Genomic DNA, 22440 nt, shown 5'->3' with positions numbered 1-22440 from the left:
CCGGCGGCGGGCGGTCGTCTGCCGCGATGGCATGAAACCGCGCCCGTGCGCCGGGGCAATTCCGTGCTCAGCGCACACCTGCGCTTGACGCCCATCGCCACGTGGCGTACGAAACGGCCTGCGGTTCGCGTTCGGCGCTTGACTGGCCGAACCAGAGCCTGGCGAACTGATCAGCGAACAGCGAACGCTGCCGCAAGCAGCTGGCGATCTGCCGCAGGCCAGGTCTATTGCCCGAACGGCGGCCCGTCCGGGAAAATGTATCCTTCGAGGCCAGGCAGACCATGGTCATGGCGCAAAACAGCGCGGTTGTTGTCGAAATCCGCCGGTCGATACCCAGTTCGATCGTGCGCCAGGCAGTCAGCGATGCGCTGGCCGCCGGCAAGCGCACCCAGGCGTCGGCTACGCAGAAAGCCATTGCCAAGCGCTACGGCGTCAGTGCTGCCACCATCGCACGCTGGAAGCGCGCCTACGCCGGCTTGAATGCGCGCCAGATCAAGGCCGCACGTACGCGCGCCGGCGTGCACTACCGCAAGACCGAGGCGATGTACGGCATTGCACCGAAGTACGCCCACTCGGCGCGCGCGAACGGCGCCAAGGCCGGCGCGCCGATTGCCTGGCAGGTGAGTGTGCATCGCGCCGGGCGCGACTACCTGCGGCGTTTCCGCGTGTCGGACTTCGGCAGCAGCAAGGCCGCCTTGCGCGCTGCGCAGGAGTGGCGCGATCTCACGGTCGCGCGCCACCGCACCGCGTCCAAGCGCGATCTGGCGGCGCGAAGGCTGGCGACGAATACCTCGGGAGTTTCCGGCGTGTCGGTCAGCCTGACCGTGCGCGTGCGCAAGGACGGTTCGGTCTGCCAGTACCGGCAATGGATAGCACGCAAGCCCAAAGGGCTGGGCGGCAAGATGACACAGCGCACCTTCGGCGTGCTGACGCATGGCGAACAGGGCGCATTCGCCATGGCCGTCAAGGCACGCCGGGCCTGGGAAAGCGAGCTGCGCGGCCATCATGCACACCATGCCGGCGTGGCGCGGGTATATGCCACGGCCCGGCCGCTGTCCCGCCCCGGCGGCAGCCGCGCGGCACAGGGCTGAGCCGCGGCGGCCGCCGTCGCCGGCGGGCCGGCGGCCGCAGAGTCCTGTGGGGTCAGCGCCAGCGCGGCCGACGCGCTGTTGCGTTGCCGGTGTGTTCACTCGTAGCCATTGGCAAATATCCGGTCGGTACACTCGAACACCTGGGCCGGGTCTACCAGCACATTGAACTGCGTGCCACTGGCCAGGGCGGAATAGCTGAAGATGCGCCAGCGGCCGCTGCCGTAGTAGACGTCAAAGTTGCGCGGCACGCTGTTGCCGGTGTCCAGTCGTGTGACCTGTACGCGGGCGCAGGCGGTGTCGTTGAGCAGGGGATGATCGAGCGCGATGCTGCTGCCGCCCGCATAGGCGCTGACGCGGAATGCGTTGGGACTGGCTTCCTGGGCGTAGACGTTGAAGCCCGCATTGACCGGCATGGCGCCGCCGCCGGCCCGGTCGATGTTGACGATATGCCAGTTGCCGGAGCTGCCGGCCGGTACGTAGCTCAGGCCGATGGGATGTGCGTTGTATACATTGCTGCCGGCGCTCCAGTTCTGCGTGGCGAGGACGATGCGTTCGGGCAGGCCGTTGACCGTGCTGTCGTCGATGCGTGTGCCGAAGCCGATAGTGTTGGCGGCGCTGCTGACATGGCGGAACGAGCCGCTGCCGGCCGCGGGCACGAAGGTGTTGAACGCGGCACGCAGCGGCATCGGCGTCGTCTGGTCTTCGTTGAACAGCAGCCAGTTGCCGCTGAAATAGTAGATTCCCAGGTAGTTGTCGTTGGACGTGCCGCCACTGCTGCCGCCGTGCCAGTTCGGCGTGGCGATGGGATTGGCGCCGGAGCGGTTGTCCAGCACGGGGTTGTCGATGCGCGTGATGTAGCCGCCCACGATGTTCGCGCTGGTCGCTACATGCAGCAGGCCGCTGTCGCCGAACTCATAGGCGCCGATGTCCGCGGTGCCGCCGCTGCCGCCCTTGATGCGGCGCAGGCCATCGGCATCGTTGCTGGGCAGGCTGTTGAAGATCAGTCCCAGTGCCAGCGTGGCGTTGTCCGCCGCGTCGATGGCCGGCGAGTTGTAGCGCAGGCGCGGTGCGCTCAGGCTGGCCAGCTGCGCGTTGCTGGTGATGGTATTCGCGCCGGGCGTGGCGATATTGCTGTTGACGTTGAGCAGGTTGTAGTCGTTGCTCAGCGAAGGCGTCAGTGCCGGAGTGAAGTCCAGGCCACGCTCGCCGACGACGAGGTTGTTCTTGACCAGGCCGGTGACGGCCGCACTGCCGCTGCCGCCGGACCATTGCGTGGCGCTGATGCCGGAGGAACAGCGCGTCAGGGTGTTGTTGACGGCCTGCGCATTGATGCTGCCGTTGTTCGCGGTAAAGCCGATGCCGCGGCCGGTCGAACTGCCGGCGACGGCGGGATCGGCGCAGACCACGACATTGCTGTAGACACGCGCGCTGAAGCTGCTGGTGGTGCTGGAGAACAAGCCTTCGGAGACGAACAGGCCGGAGCGGAAATAGCCGCCGCGTATCGTATTGCCGTGCAGTTTTACCGTGCCACCGCCGCCGCCGGTGACATCGACGAAAATGCCGGCGCCGTCGGTCGCAACGGCCGAAGTGCTGCTGATCTGGTTGTAATAGGCGCTCGCGTTGAGCGTGCCACCGGCATTGACCAGTTCGATCGAGCCCGCATTCAGCGCCGCCGGCACGCCGCGGATGCGGTTGTCGTACAGGCGTGCCTGCACGGTATTGCCGCTATTCGCCTCGACGCGGATATAGGTCGGCGCGCTGCTGGTCTGTTCCAGCACCAGTCCGGAAAAATCGAAGGTGGCCGTGCCGGTGCCCAGATAGACGGCACGTACGTAGGCATTGCTCAGGCGCAGTCCGCGCAGGGTGACGTTCTGGTTGCCGAGAATCGGCGCCGAGCTTACCGAGATCCAGTTGCCCGGGGCGAAGGTGGGCCGGCGTCCTTCGCCAGCAACCAGGGCCAGGCTGCGATTGTACAGATTGATATTTTCCGCGATCGGCGCATCGGTCTCGATCGAAATCGTCTGGCTGTCGGGCGTCGCATCGATACAGGCTTGCAAGGTGGTATTGCACGGCGCCGGCCCGGGCCAGGTCGGCGGCAGGACGCCAGCCTGGACTGTTGCGGGCAACAGAATCAGGCACAACAGCAGAGATTGGATTCGCACACGCATGGCAACGCTCCGAGACAGGGGTGCTCGGATAAGCGCAGTTCGGTCCGGGTAGAGGACATGCGGGTGCGGCATCGCCACTCGGCGGACAGCGGCAGCGCCAAGATGCCGCAGGGTTTTGCGAGCTGATCGGCAGTGGCACCGCCCGGTGCAATTCGCTGCGCTCATCGCACCCTATGAGGCGTGGCGTGTCCGGTAGGGCGCGATGAGCGCAGGGAATTGCGCCGCAGGATTTGCACCGCTGTCTAGTGCGCACCGTGCGGTGCAGTTCGCCTGCGCTCACCGCACCTGGGACGGCGCTCTACGATGCTTCCCGCTGGCTGAAGCGGTAGTGCGCGACGCCCCATTCGCTGCCGCCGGCATAGCCAAACAGCTCGGCGCAGGCCATCCAGAACATGCGCCAGCGCTGGAACCACAGTCCGGCGGCGGGACCGTAGGCGGATTGCAGTACCGGCATCAGCGCAGCCTTGTGCTTGTCCTGCTCGGCCAGCCAGAGGTTGGCCGTGCGCGCGTAGTGGCGGCCGTCCAGCAGCCAGCGCTGCTGCAGCTGTAGATCGCGCTGGAACCAGGCCAGCGTATCGGCCGAAGGCATCAGCCCGCCGGTGAAGAAATGCCGGCCCATCCAGTTGTCCTCGCCGTCGGTCTCGAACGGGTACAACACTGTGCGGTGGCAGAAAATGTGGACAAAAAGCTGGCCGTCGCGGCGCAGGCTGCGGCTGATGCGTGCCAGCAGCGGGCCGTAGTTGCGCATGTGTTCGAACATCTCGATGGAGATGCAGCGATCGAAGCTGTCGGCGGGAAGGTCGAGCTGGTTCGCGTCCTGGGTCAGCACGCGCACGTTGTCCAGTCCGCGTGCGGCGCAGCGTTCCAGAATGAAGCGGCGCTGGGAATGCGAGTTGGATACCGCGGTGATCTGCGCGTTCGGATAGCGCTGCGCCATCCACAGGGTGAGCGAACCCCAGCCGCAGCCCAGTTCGAGAATAGCCTGGCCATCCGCCAGCTGGGCACGTTGTTCGTACAGGGCCAGCATCTGCTGCTCGCCCTCGTCCAGGCTTTCGTGACCCTGGGGAAAATAGCCCGAGGAATATTTCAGCCGCGGCCCCAGGCAGTGCTGGAAGAACGCCGCCGGCAATTCGTAGTGCTGACGGTTGGCCGCGTCGGTATGCACGGCGACGGGACTGTCGCGCAGCAGGCGCAGATTGGCCTGGAAACGCGCGCTTTCCGCCTCGATACCGCCGCGGCGCTCGTCCTGCAGGCGCTGCGCGCATTGCCGGCGTATGCCCCAGCGCAGCAGCGCATCGGGCAGCCAGCCGCGTTCGGCCAGGCCCAGCAGTCCGGGCGCGGCGTGCTGGGCCGGCAATTCAGTCGTTACGCTGGCGGTGCTCATGGGAACTCCTCGTAAACCAGGGAAACAGCATTGACGTGCTGCGCTGGTAGTCGCGGTAGTCGTCGCCGCGGCTGCGCAGGGCCTGTGCCTCGGTGAACGGAATGCCGCTGATCCAGCGCAGGAAGGCATACATGACCAGCGGCCCGGACCAGGCCAGCCACCACCAGGGCGAAGCCAGGGCCAGCAGCACGTAGGCAAACCAGTGCAGCCATTCGAAGAAATAGTTCGGATGGCGCGAATAGCGCCATAGCCCGGTGCGGCAGGTGCGGCCGCGATTGGCCGGATTGTCGCGAAACTGCTGCAGCTGGCGGTCGGCGATACTTTCGCCCACTACGGCAATAATCCACAGTGTTGCAGCGCCGACAAGTGCCAGCGTAATGCCGTCCTGAGGGTTGCGCGCGGCGGCCAGGAACGGCAGCGAGAACAGCACGATCAGCGCAGCCTGGAACTGGAAAAACGCGAACCACAGCCAGGGACCGTCGCCCCAGCGCTGGCGCAGCTGGGCATAGCGGCCATCCTCGTCTTCGCCGCGCACGCGCTGCCACAGATGCCAGGCCAGGCGCAGACCCCAGACACCGCCGAGTACCGCCAGCGTGAGCCGTGGCGCGAGGGCACCGTCGCCGAGGCTGGCCAGCAGCACGGCCGCGCCGCCGACGCCGCCGGCCCAGATCACGTCGACGATGCCGGCATTGCGCCGACGCTGCTGCCAATACCAGCCGGCGCCCTGCGCCAGCGCTGCGGCCAGCCACACCAGCAGTAGCGCACCGGTAGCGCTCATGTGGAGGCTCCGGATAGCGGCGTGCGGCCAGCTGTGTGGCGCCAGCGTGCGGCGGCGGCGGCGAGCAAGGGCATTGCCACGGCCCAGGCCAGCGCCAGCCAGAGCAGGCCACGCCAGGCCGGTGCAATAAATGCGATGGCATGCAGGCGCTCGGCGGCGAGATAGGCCAGCGGGCCGCCGAACACACCCAGCGCAACGCCGAGCAGTGGCCGGCCCTGCAGCCAGGCCGACGAGTGGTTCAAGGTCAGCGCGAAGGCGAGCCAGATGGCCAATATCCACAACGGTGCGAATGCGTCCGACTGGTCGGCTGCGTAGTGTGCCCAGCCACTGGCACCGAGCCCGCCGTCGATCAGCAGGCCGGCCAGCAGGGCGCAGCCGATCAGCCGCGCGTCGCTGCGGCGCGATGGCGATGTGTACAAGTGAATGATGGAAAACAACAGCGCGGCTGCGATGCCGGGCCAGGCCTGTCCGCGTGCTGCGCCCAGCACGGCGCAGAACCAGACCAGCTGGTAAGCGGCGATATTGGCCCAGAAGCGCATTCAGGCCGCCCCGCCGGCCAGGCCGACCACGAACTCGGCGTCGCGGCAGCCGGGCCTGGCCAGTACCAGCTGGGCCACGCCGATGGAGCGTTCGCGGAAACCGCCTTCGCAATAGGCCAGGTAGAACTCCCACAGGCGCAGGAATTCGTCGTCGAAGCCTTGCGCGCGTACTTCGTCGCGCCGAGCCAGGAAGCGCTCGCGCCAGCACTGCAGGGTTTGGGCGTAGGACAGGCCGAAATCTTCCATATGCACCAGGGCCAGGTCGCTGCTGTGCGTCTTTGCGCTCAGCAATGCCGCGATCGAAGGAATGAACGAGCCCGGGAATACGTAGCGCTTGATGAAATCCACCACGCGCAGGGCCTGCGCATAGCGGTGGTCTTCGATGGTGATGGCCTGCAGCACGGCCAGGCCATCGGGCTTGAGCAGGCGGCCCAGCGCGGCGAAATAGCCGGGCAGGTTGAGCGCGCCGATGGCCTCGACCATTTCCACCGACACCAGCCTGTCGTACTGGCCGTGCAGGTCGCGGTAGTCCTGCATCACTACATCGACCTTGTGCTGCAGGCCGGCTTCGGCGACGCGCGCGGTGGCCAGTGCGTGCTGTTCGCGGGAAATCGTCGTCGTGGTGATATGGCAGTCGTAGTGGCGTGCGGCATGCAGCGCGAAACCACCCCAGCCCGTGCCGATCTCCAGCAGGCGCTGGCCGGGCTGCAGGCGCAGCTTCTGGCACAGGCGTTCCAGCTTGCGCAGCGAAGCGCGCTCCAGATCGTCACCCGGCGCGAACAGGGCCGAGGAATACATCAGATCCGCCGACAGGAAGGTGGCGAAGAAGGCGTTGCCGAGGTCGTAGTGCGCGGCGATATTGCGCCGCGCGCCGGAGCGCGTATTCGGCCGCAGCGCGTGCCAGCTGCGCAGCGCCCAGCCGCCGAGGCGGGCCAGGCCGGTTTCCATGCCGTCGAGCAGATCGCGGTTGCGCACCAGCAGGCGCACCAGGCCGACCAGATCGTCGCATTGCCACAGGCCCTTGATGTAGGCCTCGCCGGCGCCGACGCTGCCGTTGGCGGCAACGGCGCGGTAGAAGCCGGCATCGCTGACGCGGATTTCGATGGTGTCGCTGTCGGCCGCCGCCGTACCAAGGTTCGTCGTACCCAGGGAATCGGCGATGCGCACGCTGCCATCGTGCAGTTGTGCCATTTGCTGCAGCAGGCGCCGGCGCAGCAGGCGGTCCAGCGCAGTCCAGCGCGGCGCATAGGCCGACAGTGATTGGGCGTATTCGCTCATGAAGAAGACCCCGGCGGAAGCGAGTTGGGATGCGGATGGAATGGAATGCGCTTGAGCCACAGGCGCAGCGCCTGCCAATGGATGGCGCCGATCACCTGGGCCGTCATCAGCGGATAGCGCCACAGCAGCCTGGCCAGCGCGCTGCCGTCGAGGGCGCGGCGGCGCAGCTGCAGGGTGGCGTCGAACACGCGCGCGTCGCGCTGCAGAATATCCATGTGTATAAAAATATCGTCTTGCGGGCGGGTGAAGCGCCAGCGATAGTCCTGCTGCATGGGCTGGAACGGCGATACGTGGAAGGCCTTGGCGAAGTTCCAGCACAGGGCGCGGCCGTGCTGCTGTGCCTCGGCGACCGGCAGGACGTAGCTGTGGCGCTCGCCCCAGGGCGTGTTGGTGATTTCCGCCAGCACGTAGGCCAGGGTTTCGCCGTCGTCGTCGAAGCCGTAGTAGAAACTGACCGGGTTGAACACGTAGCCGGCGTAGCGCGGATGCGCAAGCAGGCGCACCGGGCCGCGTGGTCGCGTGCCGGTGACGGCGGCGACGCGGTCGCGCACGGCTTCGGCCAGCGGCTGCTGCGGCGGCCCGAGATAATCGGTGCGGCGGAAGGCGGCCAGGTTGCGGCGTTCCAGCGACCAGAACCAGCGCCCCTGGAAGACGCGGTCGAGTTCGTCCAGGTCCAGGTACAGCTGGCCCATGCGGTAGCTGAAGGCATGCGGCCGCGCACCGAAGCGGCGATGCCGCACGCTGCCTTCGTAGACGGCGCTGTAGCGCAGCGGCTCGTCGAGCGCGGCGTTCATGTGGTCTCCGCGACGCTGGCGGCGGCATGCGCTGCTGCACTGGTGGGCGGCAGCGATGCCGCGGTGCCCGGCCAGGCCACGCCCAGCGCGTTGGCCACTTCCACGGCGCTGCGCATGCCGTCTTCGTGAAAGCCCCAGCCCCAGTAGGCACCAGCGAACCAGGTGCGGCGCCGGCCCTGGATTTCCGCCTTGCGCGCCTGGGCAGCGACGCTGGCATGATCGTAGACCGGATGCCGGTAGCTGAGCCGGCGCAGGATTTTTTCCGGCGCTATCGCCTCGCTGCGGTTGAGCGTGACGATCAGCGGTTCGGGGGCATCGATGCCTTGCAGCAAGTTCATGCAATAGCTGACCGTGCAGCGATCCGGCTGCGCGGCGGATACATGGGCATTCCACGCCGCCCAGGCCTTGCGCCGCTGCGGCAGCAGGCGCGCATCGGTATGCAGCACGGTGTCGTTATGCTGGTAGCGCAGGGCGCCGAGGATGTCGCGCTCGCGCTCGTCCGGGTCGGCCAGCAGGGCCAGAGCCTGGTCGGAATGGCAGGCCAGCACGGCCTGGTCGAAGCGTTCGCGCTGCCCGCCGCTGACCAGCTCTATGCCTTGCGTGTCCCGGCGCAGGCTGGTGACGCCGGCATTCAGCCGCACCTCGACCTGCCATAGCCGCTGCAATGCATCGATGTAGCGGCGCGAACCGCCGGCGACTACGCGCCATTGCGGCCGGCCGGCGATCTGCAGCATCTGGTGATTGGCCATGAACTGCACCAGGTAGCGCGCCGGAAACGCCAGGATGCGCTCGGCCGGCGAAGACCACAGCGCCGAGGCCATCGGTACCAGGTGATCGTCGCGGAAGGCCTCGCCCAGGCCACGCTGCTGCAGATAGTCGCCCAGGCTGGGGCCGGGCCCGGGCTGCTGCAGCAATTGCGGTGCCTCGCGGTAGAAGCGGCGCAGGTCGCGCAGCATGCCCCAGAAGCGCGGCGACACCAGGTTGCGCCGCTGGCAGAACAGGCCGTCCAGCGATGTGGCGTTGTATTCCAGGCCGCTGCCGTCGTTGCGCACGGAGAAGCTCATCGTGGTCGGCCGGGTGGGCACGCGCAGCTCGGCGAACAGGCGCGTCAGCAAAGGGTAATGTGCGGGGTTGTGCACAATAAAGCCCGTGTCGACGGCGTAGTCGCGGTCGCGCAGGTGTATCGCATGGGTATGCGTGTGGCCGCCGAGATAGTCGTTGGCCTCCAGCAGCACGACCTCGTGCCGGCGCGACAGCAGCCAGGCGCTGGCAAGTCCGGCGATACCCGATCCGATCACGGCGATGCGCATGTTCAGCGCCGCGCCTTGGCCAGCACCCAGGCCGGCACCGGCTTGAGGCTGTGGACCAGGCCCAGCGCGGCGAGCAGCTGCAGGCCGTACCAGCTCAGGTCCAGCTGCCACCAGCGAAAGCCCTGGCGTGCCGAACCCGGAAAGAAATGGTGATTGTTGTGCCAGCCTTCGCCGAAGGTGAGCAGGGCCAGCCAGGGGTTGTTGCGGCTCTGGTCGCCGGTCTCGAACGGCCGCGAGCCGAAGCGATGGGCGAGGGAGTTGATCGTGACCGTGGCATGGAACAGTACGACGGTGGAGATGGCGAAACCCCAGACCAGCAGCTGCGGCCCGCTGGTACCCAGGCCCGGCGCCGCGTATTGCAGGGCGGCGCCGGCAACATAGAGAAGCAGCGCGAGCAGCAGTGGCGCGGCCACGTCGTAGCGATCCAGCCAGCGCAGCTCCGGGTAGTGGCTGAAATCGGCGATACGTTCCCAGTCGGTGCGGAAGGCCTGCGGCGTGAGGAACCAGCCGGCGTGGCTCCAGAGAAAGCCGTGTACCTGCGGCGAATGCGGGTCGAGCGCGGTGTCGGCATGGCGATGATGATGGCGGTGATGCGCCGCCCACCACAGCGGCCCGCGCTGTGCCGCAGCGGCGCCGATCAGCGCGAACGCGAACTGCACGGCGCGCGAGGTGCGGAAGGTCTTGTGAGCGAAATAGCGGTGATAGAACGCGGTCAGCGCAAACATGCGCACCGCATACAGGGCAACGGCAACCGCGACGGCTACGGCCGAAGTGCCGACCCAGAACACCGCCAGGCAGGCCAGGTGCAGGCCGATGAACGGCACGGCGCGCAGCCAGTCGATGCGCTGCCCGGCTTCGGCGGCTGCGGCCGCGTCGGCGCCGGTATCGATCCAGCGTCGCAGCGCCGTCGTCCAGCGCGTTGCGTATCCGCCGAATGCCCGCTTGCCGTCCATGCATTGCTCCCTCTTCGCTGTTGGTGCGGGCCTATACGGGCCCGCACCACGAATGGATGCAGTACTTCCTCAGATTGCCTGTATCTGTCCCTTGGCCACGATCGGCCCCGAAGGCTGCGCATGCGGAATGCCGGCCTGCGGTTCCAGCGTGATGGCAAGCAGCGAGCCGGACACGATGGCCGCACGCAGCGCTTGCGGCACCGCGATGGTATGTGTCCGGTCGTGCGAGACCATGCCCAGCGACAGCGGCGCACCGCCGGCGGGAATAATCCACAATTCGTTCACGCGGCCGCCGCTGTCCAGGGCCGAAGGCACCGGCACGATGACCAGCTTGCCGCTGCGCGTATCGATGGAGGCGATCCAGCCCGTGCTGCCGTCGTCGCGGGCCAATACCGTGACTGGCCTGGGCGCGGCTTCCTCGCTGGCCAGCGGCGGTGCCGGCCCGGGCAGGGTGGGCTGGCGCAGGCCGAAGGCAATTGCCGCGATGCCCGCCGCCGCAGCCAGCGCGGCGGCGCCGCGCCAGAACGACACATTGTTCCAGAGACCGGGTTTGACGCTTTGTACCGCCGGCCAGCCCAGGCGGCGGCGGATGCCGGCCCAGACATGCGGCGACGGCGTCGCCGCATCGACCCGGCCCAGCCAGGCAGCGAAATGCCGTTCCCAGTTTTCCACCAGCCCGGCGAAGGCGGCATCGCTGGCGATGCGTGCCTGCACGGCGCGGCGGGCCGGGGCATCGAGCACGCCGAGTACGTATTCGCCGGCGCGGACGTCGTCGCTGGGCGGGGTAAGGGTGTCGTCGTCGTGGCGTGGCGGCGAGGTATTCATGATTCCAGACACGCCTTCAGTTGCAGCAAGCCGCGGCGGATCCAGCTTTTGACCGAACCCAGCGGCGAACCCGAACGCTGCGCCAGCTCATCGTAGGTCGCGCCTTCGTAGAACGCCGTGCGGATCAGGCTCTGGCGGCGGCCGTCGAGCTGTTCCATGCATTCGTCCAGGCGTACGCGTTCGGCGCGGTTTTCCACAATGCTCGGCGGCGACGGTGCCGTGTCGGCCGTCGTGTCGGCCAGTTCGATCGGTGCGCTGATACCGGCGGGCAGCGAGCGCACGCGATCGATGGCGCGATGGCGGGCGATGGAGCCTATCCAGGTGGTGCCCTTGGCGCGCTGCGGGTCGAACTGCGCTGCCTTGGCCCAGACTGAGACGAAGACTTCCTGTACTACATCCTCGGCTTCGGCACGGTCTTTCAATATTCTCAGGCAGATGCCCAGCAGCAGGCCGGCGGTGGCGCGGTAAAGCGCCTCGAACGCAGCCTGGTCGTACTGGGCCACGCGTACCAACAGCTGGTCGACCTGCTCGGCGAGCGAGTCCTGAGCCAATGACGATGCATGCATCCGTAGAATTCCCCGCGGGCGTGCTGCCCGGTATACGGTGAAACGGCGATGGTCCGATCGCAGCGGCACAGCTGCTGCCCGCCTGCGCAATCCGGAGACTGCGCATTCCCCTGGCGGGCCGTGCCGATCTGGCGTGGACAGGTTCGACGTTACCATGACATCAGGAACGACAACGATTCGTGAGGGGTTCGGCCGCGGCCGCATCGACGTCGGCGCGGCTGGCCGGCAGGGGGTTCTGCGCCTCGCCGAATTCGATGCGTACATTCTGGCGGCGGCCCTGGCTGTCGCGGATGGTGCTGATGCCCTGGAAACGCTGCAGGCGCTGGTCGCTGTTGCGGTAGACCAGCACGAACTCGGGCAGGGCGAAGGCATACCAGGCCTGCAGGCGCAGGCGGAAAGCACTGAATTGCGCATCGGAGGCGGAGTTGTCCTTGCGTAAGACCAGGGGCAGGAAATTGAAGTCGGCCGGCACCAGAAACGCGGCATGCACGGCCTCGCCGGCAGCGAGTTCATTCCAGCGCTGGCGCACCAGCGCGTCGAAGCCCGCATCGGCAACCGCCTGCGGCCCAAGCGCCACGGCTTCCTGTCTGGCCGGCTTGCCGGTGGCGGCCTGCCAATACACCTGGCGGTCTTCGCCGCTGCTGCGCACACCTTCGCGATAGCCGTCGCGGGCGTCGACGAAATCGAAATCTGGCGCCAGTGCGCTGTTGCCTTCGCTGATCTGCTTGCGCCCGAACGGTGTGCCGTCGCTGCAACGATAAAGCACCAGGCGATGGCGCTGTCCGTCCTGCCGATAAAGCCAGTGCGATTCGCGATAGACCGCGTCGCCGCTGCGCGCGGCATAGGCCTGGCCTTCGTAGTGCTCCACCGTGGCGGAATCGTCGGCGCAGGCCGTCGCTGTCGCGCCCAGGCAGAGCAGGGCGATGTAGGCAGTGGAGGCGGCGCGCGCTGGCTTCATCGGGTTTCGCCCAGGAATTCTGTCCCACCCTTACGCAGCGGCGGCGGCTTTGGATGCAGCGGCCGGCGCGGCGATTGCCGCTGCGCGCACCCGTCTGCCGGCTGGGCGGCAGGCTTGCGCCGGTGGCCGGCCACGCCTTGTGGCCGATTGCGGCGGTGGCGAATCTGGTTTCTGATCGCCGTGCCGGCAACGGCGATGGCCGCGACCAGGGCGGCTGTGAATTCCAGGGGAAACACCGATGCACCTCGCCAGTTGGCGCCAACCTCGCCGCAGGCCTGACTGATGTCGCCCGCACGTACGCCGTTGCTGGCAGGACTCTCGCTGCTGGCGGCGGGCTGGCTGTTCGGCGGCCAGCGCCCCAGCCCCGCGCAGCTGTTGCCGCCGGTACTGCAGGAACCGCAGCAGCAGGCGGTTGCCGCGCCGGCCTTCGCCGTGCATCGCGGCGGCATCGACTACCGCATCGCGCCGGTCGCCGACTACGAGATCGCCGGGCTGGTCGTCAGCCGGCACGACACGCGCACTTGGTGGGATATGCGTCATTGGGTAGCCAACGACTATCTCAACGTTGTGGATTTGTGCGTGGTATGGGGGGCGAATGCGGCCGAAGGCGCCTACGAGCACATGTCCTTCTTCAGCGGCCAGTGGACCTGCTATTTCCGCTACGCCGACAGCAGCCGGGTAAAAGCGGCGCATCTGCGCGCGCTGTCGAACAACCACCTGCTGACCGACCGCAACGATATTGCGCGCCAGCTGCTGGGCGTGCGTGTCGGCGACCAGGTGCGCCTGCGTGGCCAGCTGGTCAGCTACAGCCACGACGAAGGCTTTCATTTCCAGCGCGGCACCTCGGTCTCGCGCGATGACGAAGGCGACGGTGCCTGCGAAACCGTATTCGTGCAGCAGGTGGAGATATTGCGCCGTGGTGCCGCCTGGCCGCAGCTGCTGCGCTGGCTGGGCTGGGCCTTGCTGTTGCTGGGCGGCGTGATCTGGTGGCGTACGCCGTTCGGTGCGCGGGCCTGGTAAGGCGTAGCGACCGGCGACAGCAGTCGCGACTACCGGAAGCTGAGACTTTTTCCTTGCCGGCAACACCGGGCAGATAACCCGGCGAGCAAAGGATCGTGCAGCATGAGCTTCCTGTCGTTTTCAAGCGCGGTATCTGCCGAGTCTTGGCGGCGTTTGCTCAAGCGCCTGCAGTCGACTTCCCGCCGTGCCCGCAACGAAGGCGTGCTCTATCTGATACTGGCGGTTGCCTGTGCACTCGTCGCTGCGGCGGCGCTGCGCCTGCTGCTGATCGAGCGGGCGCAGGCGATTCAGCAGGACCAGGAGCTTTTCACCAAGACCTTCGGTGTGCGCCAGGAAGAGCGCGAGCTGCCTTATCCCGGCGTGGTGGCCGGACTGCTCGGAACGATCAACTACCAGGTCGATGACGTGCATTGTGTGTCCGGTTCGCCCTTGCTCGCGTGCCGGCAAAAAGAGGCGCTGCTGCAGACCGTAGACCGTTTGTTCGCTCTGGCGCTCGATATCAATGCACTGCCGTATGACCAATCGCAGGAACCAGGCAACTGTGGCGAGAAGCTTACCGGCGGTGTGCGCGATCTGCTGCTGGGTTTGTGGGCTGGAGCCGCCGGCGACGAGGGCCGGCGTTGTGCGTGGATGCGGGCTGCGCTGCAGAGCATTGCCACGGCGCGCACAGAGAAAAATAGCGAGGTCATGATTCCCTGCCCCGACTCGACCAATCCTGCCGTGGCCAAATCGCACGGTGTTGGTCAGGCCGCCTGCGAGGTGTTTCGCCGCCCTGGCAGCCCTGCCAGCCTGATCCCGGCACAGTTGACCGATTTCGCCGTCGCCGCTCGCATCCAGGATCATAGGCTCGTCAAGGAAGCGAAAGTCCTGGCCGACTGGATACCCGACTGGGAAGGCGACGCCAAGGAAATCGCCGGAGTTGCCAAACTCATCGATGTCGCCATTGTCAACGCCATGGCCATCGTCGGCGACAAGACAACGGCAGTCGCCGCTGACGGCGAGGTCGGCGGCGCCGACGGTACTGGGCCACCCGGCGACAGCGCCGTGACGTCGCTGCTGGAGGGGGCAGAGCTGCGCCAGGCCTATTTCATTTCACCCGACAATTTCCTGCGCATCTGGACCGTCGACGGCGATCCGATCAAGGATTTGCCGCGCACCCGCCAGTGGTCTGCAGCGGCCTATATGCGACCGTTCATCGTCGAAGGCTCGCGTTCGCCGGTGCGGACCCGGGCCTATCTCGACCTCGGCGGCAACGGTCTGGTCAGCACGGAATGCAGGCCGCTATGGCTAGGGCGAGGCGACTCCAGCGTGTTTCTCGGTGCCGTATGCGCCGACCTCACGCTGAACATTACCCAGAACAAGGAATTGCTCAAACGCCTGGTATCCAACCGCTTTCTGCAGATCGAGCCGATCACCGTATCGATGCACAACGGCGCGACCCAGGTCGATTCGATCAACTTGACGATTGCACCGCCGTACTACGACCGCAGGGCTCTGACGGCCGCGATTGACGCCAGCAAGTCGGGCATTGCGGAAATCTCCCAGACCGTGCGCAGCATCGACGTTGCCGGCGAAGCAGCGTTTATCGTGCCGATCGGCAAAGTCAGCGAAAACAAGATGCAGGCACTGGTGGTTTCGCCGGCAAAAAGCCGCGGCCTGGGCAGTCGCCAGTCGCTGTTGACCATCGTGCTGGGAATCAGCGGCTTTGCTTATGCCGCCTTCACCATCATGGGCGTCATCAAGCGGCGCGAAGACGAAGCCGTGCGCAGCGATCTGGTGATTTTCCGCAGCCTGCAGACCGGCGTGATAGAGACCATGATCGACGGCGAGCAGATCGTGCGTGCCAACGACAGGGCGGAGGAATTGCTCGGCATTACCTTGCCCAAGGTGCGCACGGTTGCGACGAATTCGCCTCTCGTCTATACGCGCCAGTTCGATCTGGCACTGGAAATAATCGGCGACAGGTGGCCGGACGTGAAAGACAGCGTCGACACCAATCCGCCCAGCTACCGCGAGCTCTCCGGTGCGGAAATCTATCGACGCAGGACCCAAGGGCGGACGTCGAGGTACTGGATTCACCTGCGCGACAAGGCGCCCGAAGAAGGCTGGCTGGTTGTCCAGGCCGGTCCCCTGGTCAGAGAGACCAGTCCGCATATTTCCGGCCTGTTGCGGCCCTGGTCTTATGCGTTACGCGCCCACGAAACCAAGGCTGTCGGAACCTACGGCACTATGGAACGCGCCTCCAGCAGACGCATCCGCACACTGGCTGCCGAGTGGCAGATCTGGCATCGCAAGCGCAGACACAATACGCCTTGCGCACCTCTCTCTACCGGGCAGGTGGTTCCCCGCGACGAAGCCAACGACGACTGAGCGCGCCTTGGGCGAAGTCTGGTGTGTGCCTGGCATTTTTTGCGGCAAATTGAAGGAATACTGCCCGATGATCAATCCTCTGTTTCTGCTGTTCCTGCAGATTCTTCCCTGGCTGATCTACTTTCTGTTCGGCTATCGCTTTCTGGGCTACATATCGAAGCATTCCATCGCGTTGTACAGCACACGCGGCATCGGCGCCGGCGACAAGAAGCGGTTGCGTGTATTCCTGCAAAATCTGGAAGACGTGGACCTGGACGGCGGATACCGCCTGCGTATCGAGGTCTTCCCGCATGACGATCTGCAGAACACGGCGATCCGTGCCGGCCCCAAGGACATCAAGGAAGACAGCACGAAGCTCCACAAAGGTATCTGGGATATCTATTTCGATACGCTTCCGGCACTCGATACCTGGTTGTTCGAACTGGATGCGCCGGAAATCATGAGCAAGGTCGTCGCCAAGCTGCAGCCGGCACTGGTCGCTGCGCAGGACGAGCGAGCGGCGTCGGGAGACGCGGAAACGCCGTTGAATCTGGCGGAAGTGCTGCACCTGAAATCGTTGCCGAAACTTGCTACCGATACATTGGTATTGGAACGCCAGCAACCCTGGGCGGTTGCCGGCAGCTATTCCACGCCGCGGTGGGCGACGACCTTCTTGCTGGCGGCACTGGCGATTGCGGGCTATTTCCTTGCCGTGGCGAGTTTCGTCCCGGGGAGTTGCAGCGGACCAGTGCTGGAGTTCGTCAACTGCTCCTGGTCGCGAATCCACGAATACTCAGGCTGGGTCGATCTCGTCTACGCCGCTGCTCTGGTTTTGGCAGCGATACTCTACCGGTTTGCCGCCAGCCGGCAGCCTATTCCCATTGCGCAAGGCTATCTCGAGCGAACCATACCGGAACCGTACCAGGCACAGTGCAACGAGCCGAAAGCGCCGGAAGTTATCCTAAAAGTGAACTATTGGCGGCGCCGGCGCATTGCGCGCTCATCGCGCAATGCGCCGGCCGGTTAATTTCCAGGCGAAGATTCATTATGGGAGTACGCCGGCGCCAAGGCGCCGGCGCCGCATCATGCCGCGCCTGCCGGTGCCGGTGTCGGCGCGGGGAAAGACTCCGCCGCACGCCGGCGCTTGAAACGCAGCATGGGCTGTTCCAGCAGATGCCAGGACAAGGCGCCGGCGATCAGCGCCAGCGGCAGGGCGATCAGGGTGATACGCGTCGGTGTCGGCGTGGGCAGCCATAGCGCAACGAGCTGCTGCAGTGGAAAGCCCCAGAGATAGACGCCGTAGGAATAGTCGCCCAGCCGGTTGAAGAACAGCAGGAACCGGGGCCCGTAGGCAAACCAGAACACGGCATAGGCCAGCGCCAGACCGTACAGCGGCATGAACCATTCGCTGCCGTGGGCGATCACGGCCAGCGCGGCGAGTACGACGACAAGGCCGCCGTGGAACGGAATGTCGTCGCGCCAGCGATAGAAGGCGCAGCCGGCGGCGAAGAAGCCGCCCAGGCGCAGGAATTCGTTCATCGGCATCATCGGCAGGGTCAGCGGCGCGTACAGGTACGCAGCCAGGATGGCCAGGGCGTAGAACAGCCGCTCGCGCCGGTCGAGCAGGCCGAGCAGACCGAAGATGGCCAGCCACAGGTAGACGCGCACTTCGACGACGAGGGTCCAGAGGGAGCCGTTGACGGTGTTCGGCAGCGGGTTGCCGGTGAATACGCCAGGCAGAGTCCAGGCCATTTCGGTGCTGAAAGTGAGATTTTTCCAGATGTAGCGCCAGGTGTCCGCGTGGGCGAAATAGTCGCTGCGCGGCAAGGTGGTCAGCAGGCCGCCGAGGACCAGCGCGCTGATGACCAGGCAGGCCAGGTAAGCCGGCACGATGCGCAGCACGCGCGAGCGCAGGAAGAAGGCCAGGTCGGGCCGGCGCAGCCAGGCGCCGCTGACGAGAAAGCCGCTGACGACGAAGAACACCTGCACCGCGATGGAGCCGGAATACAGGCCGTAGCCCCAGTTATGCCGCGCAATATGGTCGACCGCACCGGGAATGCCGCACAGCGCGTAGCTATGGCCGTAGATCACCGCCGAGGCAGCGAGCAGGCGCAGCAGCAACAGATTGTCGCCCGGCGCGGCCATGGCCTGGCCCAGGCTGCGCCAGCGCCGCACCGGCGCGGCGGCGGTCTCGATGCGCACGGGGGGCGGGCCTAGCCAAGCGCGGGCGGCGGCGATCAGGGTCAGGGCCAGCAGTATCCAGTGGAAATCTTCCATTTGTTGCTTCCTAGTGCGCCGCGGTGGCGGGCACGGGTTCGAGCAGGCGGAAACGTGTGCTCTCGATCAGCAGGCGCGTTCCCGCAGGAGCGCCTTGGCCGGGTTTGCACAGATCGTCGTCGGCGGTGTGTACCGTTTCGGGTTTGTCCGGATCTGGCCGCGGCAGCAGCAGATACTGGATGCCGAAACGGCGCATATAGGCAAGTACCGCAGCAGGGTTGCGCGTGTATTCGGGCCGCGACAGAGTGATGGCAGGCAGGTCTTCGAAACGCGCCGGCAAGGCGACTCCCGGGCGGAACGGCGCACAGCCGATGACGCGGGCGACATGGTCACGGGCGCGCAGGAAATAGGCGATGTCCTGCAGCGTGGCGCTCTTGAGCGCCTCTTCGTCGGCCTGGCGCAGGTCGCGCGGGCTGCGCAGGAAATCCAGATCGAAAGCGCGCGTACCCGGTGTCCAGGCCGCGCTGACGAAGGCATAGCCGGCCTGGAACGCCGCAAACAGCAGCACGATGCCGAGCAGACTGGCGCGCGGCGCGCGCGCGCTGCCGGCGCAGCGCCAGGCGAAGGCAAAACCCAGTGTGCTCGCCGCGACTACGGCGACGATGAAGTAGTTTCCGTCGCTGCCGCGGGCGTGGTACTGCCAGCCCAGCGCGAGCACGGCGCCGCACAGCGCCAGCGCTGCGCCACTCAGGCGATACGCGCCGGCAGGCGCGGCACTGTGCTGTGTCGGGTTGCGCAGCAGCAGGCCGCACAGCGGCAGCCATAACCAGACATTGCCGGGCCAGCTGATCGCGATGTGTTCCATGCGGTGCGGGCGCAGCAGCCAGTCCAGGATAAGGCCGGGTACCTGGTCCCACTGCTGCGGCGTAGCCCAGGTCATGGTGCCGGCCGGTTCGTGCAGGTGGAATCCGAGCATTGTCCACAGTTTGTAAAGCGGGTCGGGACCTATGGTCGGCATGCCGGCGAGCAGCCAGGTACGTGCCATGACGAAGGCGGCTGCCGTCGTGGCCAGCGCCAGGGCTATCCAGGCCAGGCGCTGCGATGTCGCGGCCGGCGTCGTCGCGGGCGAGGGTGCGCAGGCACGCCAGCCTGCGGCCAGGGCGATGCCGAGCAGGCCAAGATAGGGCACGGCGATCAGCTTGGACGACAGCGCAATGGCGGCTGCGCTCAGTGCCCAGGCCAGATCGCCGGGGCGGCGCTGCAAAAGCCAGTCGCCGCCGAACAGCCAGGCCAGCAGCAGGGCCAGCGCGCAGAGAATGTCGGGCTTGGGTTCCAGCGCAGCATTGGCCAGGGCCGGCAGGCTGAGTACCAGTGCGCCAAGGGCCAGCTGCGCGCGCCGGCTGGCGATGCCCAGGCGCGCGGCAATGCGCGCGCTGGTCAGCGCAATCAGGCCCAGCACGAGGATGGTCACGCCGGACAGTGCGCTGGCATCGCCGAGGCCGCTCAGCGGCAACAGGAATACTTCGTACAGTTTGGGAAAATAATGCACTGGCGAAACCAGTGCGAGCGCGTCGAACACCGAGCCGTCGGCGGTCAGTACATCTTCCGGGCGCAGGCCGTACCAGAGTCCATCGAAGCTGAAGGCCACTTCGGTCCGCGCATACAGCACCAGCATCCAGCCGGCGAGCACGGCGAACAAGGCACGCTCGCCCCAGGCCCAGCGCTGGCTGCGTGCCCACAGGTGCAGGCTCAGCGGGCGTGCGCGTGCCCATAGTGCGGGAATCAGCAGCAGCAGGCTGAGATAGCGCAGATCCAGGGCGCGGCCCTGACCGAAAGCGGAAAGGCTCCAGGCGCTCACGCTCCAGGCAGCGAGGCCGAGCAGGAAACAGCGCAGATAGTCTTCGATGCTGCGCGGCAGGCCCGCACCGGCGGCGCGCTGCACTGCAGCGCCCAGGGCGATGGCGAATTCGAGATAGAACACGGTCAGCAGCACCGCCGCATCGACACCGTGCCGGCGCAGGTAGAGCGCGGCCACGGCGCCACTGAGTGCCAGACGCCAGGACTGCCCCGGCACGGCCTGCAGCAGGGCCAGTGCAAGCATCAGCAAAATGGCTTCGGCGCCGCCTTCGACGGTTTGCGGCAGGGACAGCTGCCAGTCGAACGGCCCTGGCACGATCAGGCCCCAGGCGACGATGGCGCAGGCAGCCAGTGCGCCGCCCACGGCGATGACATGGCGATACGCCGCGGGTTGCGGCGGTGTGCCGGTGCGAGTAGCCGGTGGCAGGGTGGTTGTGCTCATTCCTCAGGCTCGATACGGACGCAAGTACGCCGCTGGCGGCGTTGGCGGCGTTGGGTGGCTAGAACTCATACAACAGCACGCCATCTGCGTCGAGATCGCGCAGCAGCACCAGGCGGTAGCGCGCCGCGGGGTCGTAATGGCGGATGTAGCCGTCGTAGCCGCGTTTTCTGGGCAGGTCCAGGCGCAGGGCTGCGGCCATCGGCTGGATGAAACTGAACTCGGCAAAGCCGACGACGTAGCTGTCCGCGTCCAGCACTACCAGTTCGCCGGTTTTGTGGGCTGCGCGTACGCCAGAGCTGATCCAGCCGTCGAAATGCGCAATGGGGCTGCCGTCGCGCATATCGCGCAGCGCTTCCCGCGTGTGGGCGTGGGCGGCGATGCGCGTGCCGGCAGCTTGCAGCCCGCCGCGGAATTGCTGGCCCAGCCAGTCGCTGCCCGGTTCGGCATACATGGCCAGGCGGCGGTTGCGAAAAAATTGCAATGTGCGCAAAGTGACATCTGCGGCCACGGCAGGGTTGCTGCCGAAATGGCGTTCGTCCAGCGCATCGGCACGCGCCGATGCGGCTGACTGCTGCAGATTGCGATAGACGCTGGCGCCCCAGCCTGTCCACAGTTCGTGTGCAGGCCAGGCGATGGCGGGCAGTATCAGCCAAGGCAGCAATGCCCAGTGCAGTGCGGCTTTGCCCAGGTGTGTCGCGATGCTGCGCAACAGCAGCAGGGCCAGCCCCAGCCAGAACAGGCAAGGCCATACCAGATAGCGGTCGGCAAAGGCCTGCATCGGCCATTGCTGCAGATACTGCAGGCGGCCCAGGCAGACCACCAGCGCCGTGGCCAGGGCAAACAGGCACAGGCCCAGTGCGACGGTTTCCAGCCGGTCCGGTTTTTCGCGCTGGCGCAGGCGTCGCAGCAGCAACAGCCCGAAGGTGGCGATGCCTGCGGCGCCGATGCCGACACTACCTGTTTGTGTCCAGCGCAGCCCGGTCCAGCGTTGCGGCGCTTCGGCCAGGGCGATCATGGCGGCGGACAGCGGCTGTGCACGCACGTAGTCCTGTGCCCAGCCATACAGGTCGGCATCGCCCAGGCCGAGCCAGGCGACGATCCAGGGCGAGGACAGCCAGCGCGCAGTCATGCCTGCCAGGGCCAGCGGCCGCATATCGAGTTGTTCGCGCACGCTCGCGTCGCCCGGCAGGACAAACAGATAGACGCCGATGCAGGCGAACAGGGTCACTGCCGGCAACAGCAGGGCACGAAGGTTCACGCGCTGCAGCCAGGCCAGCAGGATGGCCGCGACGAATGACGCAATGCCGCCGCCGAAGCTGAAAGTGGCCAGGCCGCAGCACAGGCTGGCGAGGCCCAGCCAGAGCGTTGCGTTATCGCGGCCCGCGCGGTAGCAGCACAGTGCTGCGCTTACCACGCAAAGGGCGACCAGGTAGGCGTGCACGGCTTCGTTGCCGTGCAGCAGCATGCGTGCGTTGGCCAGCCAGAGCACGCCGATCACGCTGGCGAGGACGCCGGCAGCGCGTGCCGGCAGCGGCAGCGGCGCGCGCCAGGCCAGCAGCGCCAGCGTCAGCGCCGTGGCAAAGGCGAAGCCCGTACCCAGCACGACCTGCAGTTTCTGGTTGGCCGCGAAGGCATGGATTTCGGCCAGGCGCAGCAGCGCCGGCACTATCGGCCGGTGGCCGTTTTCCAGCTGCAGCACGTTGTCGGGAAACGGCTGCGACAGATAAATATCGTAGAGGCGGAACTGGTCGAACAGCGGCTGCAGCCAGGCGAAATTGACCACCGCGCAGAATGCGGTGAGCAGGTACAGCGCTGCAGCGGCGAGGAACGTACCGGCGAGCAGGCGGCCGGGCAGGTCGACCCCTGCGCGCTCGCGCCAGCCGGGCGCGGCCGCGCTCATGCCGCGGCGCT

The 22440-nt window shown here is 66.6% G+C and carries 18 protein-coding genes; 4 read left to right on the top strand and 14 right to left on the bottom strand.

Annotated elements, in window-relative coordinates; genetic code table 11:
- The first annotated feature begins 287 nt into the window (after window positions 1-287).
- Window positions 288-1091: a helix-turn-helix domain-containing protein gene (locus DFR29_RS08800; RefSeq protein WP_166653970.1), complete on the top strand. Its 804-nt coding sequence runs from the start codon at window positions 288-290 to the stop codon at window positions 1089-1091.
- Window positions 1092-1186: 95 nt separating this feature from the next.
- Here DFR29_RS08800 and DFR29_RS08795 read toward each other — a convergent pair whose 3' ends face one another.
- The 11 genes from DFR29_RS08795 to DFR29_RS08745 form a co-directional block, all read right to left on the bottom strand.
- Window positions 1187-3259: a DUF7452 domain-containing protein gene (locus tag DFR29_RS08795; RefSeq protein ID WP_133818210.1), complete on the bottom strand. Its 2073-nt coding sequence runs from the start codon at window positions 3257-3259 to the stop codon at window positions 1187-1189.
- Window positions 3260-3557: 298 nt separating this feature from the next.
- Entirely contained in the window at window positions 3558-4643 is a 1086-nt protein-coding gene (locus DFR29_RS08790; protein WP_133818209.1) for an SAM-dependent methyltransferase, read from the bottom strand.
- Window positions 4618-5421, bottom strand: coding sequence for a DUF1295 domain-containing protein (locus tag DFR29_RS08785; RefSeq protein ID WP_133818208.1), 804 nt, complete (start codon window positions 5419-5421; stop codon window positions 4618-4620). The genes DFR29_RS08790 and DFR29_RS08785 overlap by 26 nt, the downstream gene beginning before the upstream one ends.
- Window positions 5418-5960 (bottom strand): DUF2878 domain-containing protein, encoded by a 543-nt coding sequence (locus DFR29_RS08780; protein WP_133818207.1) that lies wholly within the window; start codon window positions 5958-5960, stop codon window positions 5418-5420. The genes DFR29_RS08785 and DFR29_RS08780 overlap by 4 nt, the downstream gene beginning before the upstream one ends.
- A complete protein-coding gene (locus DFR29_RS08775; RefSeq protein WP_133818206.1) occupies window positions 5961-7238 on the bottom strand; it encodes an SAM-dependent methyltransferase in 1278 nt (425 codons plus the stop codon).
- Entirely contained in the window at window positions 7235-8008 is a 774-nt protein-coding gene (locus tag DFR29_RS08770; RefSeq protein WP_208113549.1) for a DUF1365 domain-containing protein, read from the bottom strand. Before DFR29_RS08770 ends, DFR29_RS08775 begins: the two co-directional genes overlap by 4 nt.
- A gap of 20 nt (window positions 8009-8028) precedes the next feature.
- A complete protein-coding gene (locus DFR29_RS08765) occupies window positions 8029-9342 on the bottom strand; it encodes an NAD(P)/FAD-dependent oxidoreductase (protein WP_133818204.1) in 1314 nt (437 codons plus the stop codon).
- A 2-nt stretch (window positions 9343-9344) separates the two neighbouring features.
- The gene (locus DFR29_RS08760; protein WP_133818203.1) at window positions 9345-10295 is read right to left on the bottom strand and encodes an acyl-CoA desaturase; all 951 of its coding nucleotides are present in this window, start codon (window positions 10293-10295) and stop codon (window positions 9345-9347) included.
- A 69-nt stretch (window positions 10296-10364) separates the two neighbouring features.
- Window positions 10365-11120 carry an anti-sigma factor gene (locus DFR29_RS08755; protein WP_133818202.1) on the bottom strand — a complete coding sequence of 252 codons (756 nt, stop codon included), beginning with the start codon at window positions 11118-11120 and terminating at the stop codon, window positions 10365-10367.
- Window positions 11117-11686 (bottom strand): sigma-70 family RNA polymerase sigma factor, encoded by a 570-nt coding sequence (locus DFR29_RS08750; RefSeq protein WP_133818201.1) that lies wholly within the window; start codon window positions 11684-11686, stop codon window positions 11117-11119. The genes DFR29_RS08755 and DFR29_RS08750 overlap by 4 nt, the downstream gene beginning before the upstream one ends.
- 160 nt (window positions 11687-11846) lie before the next feature.
- Window positions 11847-12644, bottom strand: coding sequence for a hypothetical protein (locus DFR29_RS08745; RefSeq protein ID WP_133818200.1), 798 nt, complete (start codon window positions 12642-12644; stop codon window positions 11847-11849).
- A 282-nt stretch (window positions 12645-12926) separates the two neighbouring features.
- Between DFR29_RS08745 and DFR29_RS08740 the strand changes: the two genes are divergently transcribed.
- From DFR29_RS08740 to DFR29_RS08730, 3 genes are all read left to right on the top strand, one after another.
- Window positions 12927-13664, top strand: a complete 738-nt coding sequence (locus DFR29_RS08740; protein WP_133818199.1) for a hypothetical protein — start codon at window positions 12927-12929, stop codon at window positions 13662-13664.
- A 102-nt stretch (window positions 13665-13766) separates the two neighbouring features.
- Window positions 13767-16034: a hypothetical protein gene (locus DFR29_RS08735; RefSeq protein ID WP_133818198.1), complete on the top strand. Its 2268-nt coding sequence runs from the start codon at window positions 13767-13769 to the stop codon at window positions 16032-16034.
- Between the two features lie 67 nt (window positions 16035-16101).
- Window positions 16102-17040 carry a hypothetical protein gene (locus tag DFR29_RS08730; RefSeq protein WP_133818197.1) on the top strand — a complete coding sequence of 313 codons (939 nt, stop codon included), beginning with the start codon at window positions 16102-16104 and terminating at the stop codon, window positions 17038-17040.
- 56 nt (window positions 17041-17096) lie between these two features.
- Here the strand turns inward: DFR29_RS08730 and DFR29_RS08725 are convergent, their stop codons facing one another.
- Genes DFR29_RS08725 through DFR29_RS08715 form a run of 3 tightly spaced genes read right to left on the bottom strand, consistent with a single transcriptional unit; the run spans window position 17097 to window position 22429 of the window.
- Window positions 17097-18290 (bottom strand): acyltransferase family protein, encoded by a 1194-nt coding sequence (locus DFR29_RS08725; RefSeq protein WP_133818196.1) that lies wholly within the window; start codon window positions 18288-18290, stop codon window positions 17097-17099.
- Window positions 18291-18300: 10 nt separating this feature from the next.
- Window positions 18301-20529: a hypothetical protein gene (locus DFR29_RS08720; protein ID WP_133818195.1), complete on the bottom strand. Its 2229-nt coding sequence runs from the start codon at window positions 20527-20529 to the stop codon at window positions 18301-18303.
- Window positions 20530-20587: 58 nt separating this feature from the next.
- Complete coding sequence (locus DFR29_RS08715; protein ID WP_133818194.1) at window positions 20588-22429, bottom strand: hypothetical protein; 1842 nt, start codon at window positions 22427-22429, stop codon at window positions 20588-20590.
- Window positions 22430-22440: the final 11 nt, after the last annotated feature.

Source organism: Tahibacter aquaticus (genome assembly GCF_004363655.1).
In the GTDB taxonomy this organism is placed as follows: domain Bacteria; phylum Pseudomonadota; class Gammaproteobacteria; order Xanthomonadales; family Rhodanobacteraceae; genus Tahibacter; species Tahibacter aquaticus.
This window is presented reverse-complemented; position numbering and strand designations above follow the sequence as displayed.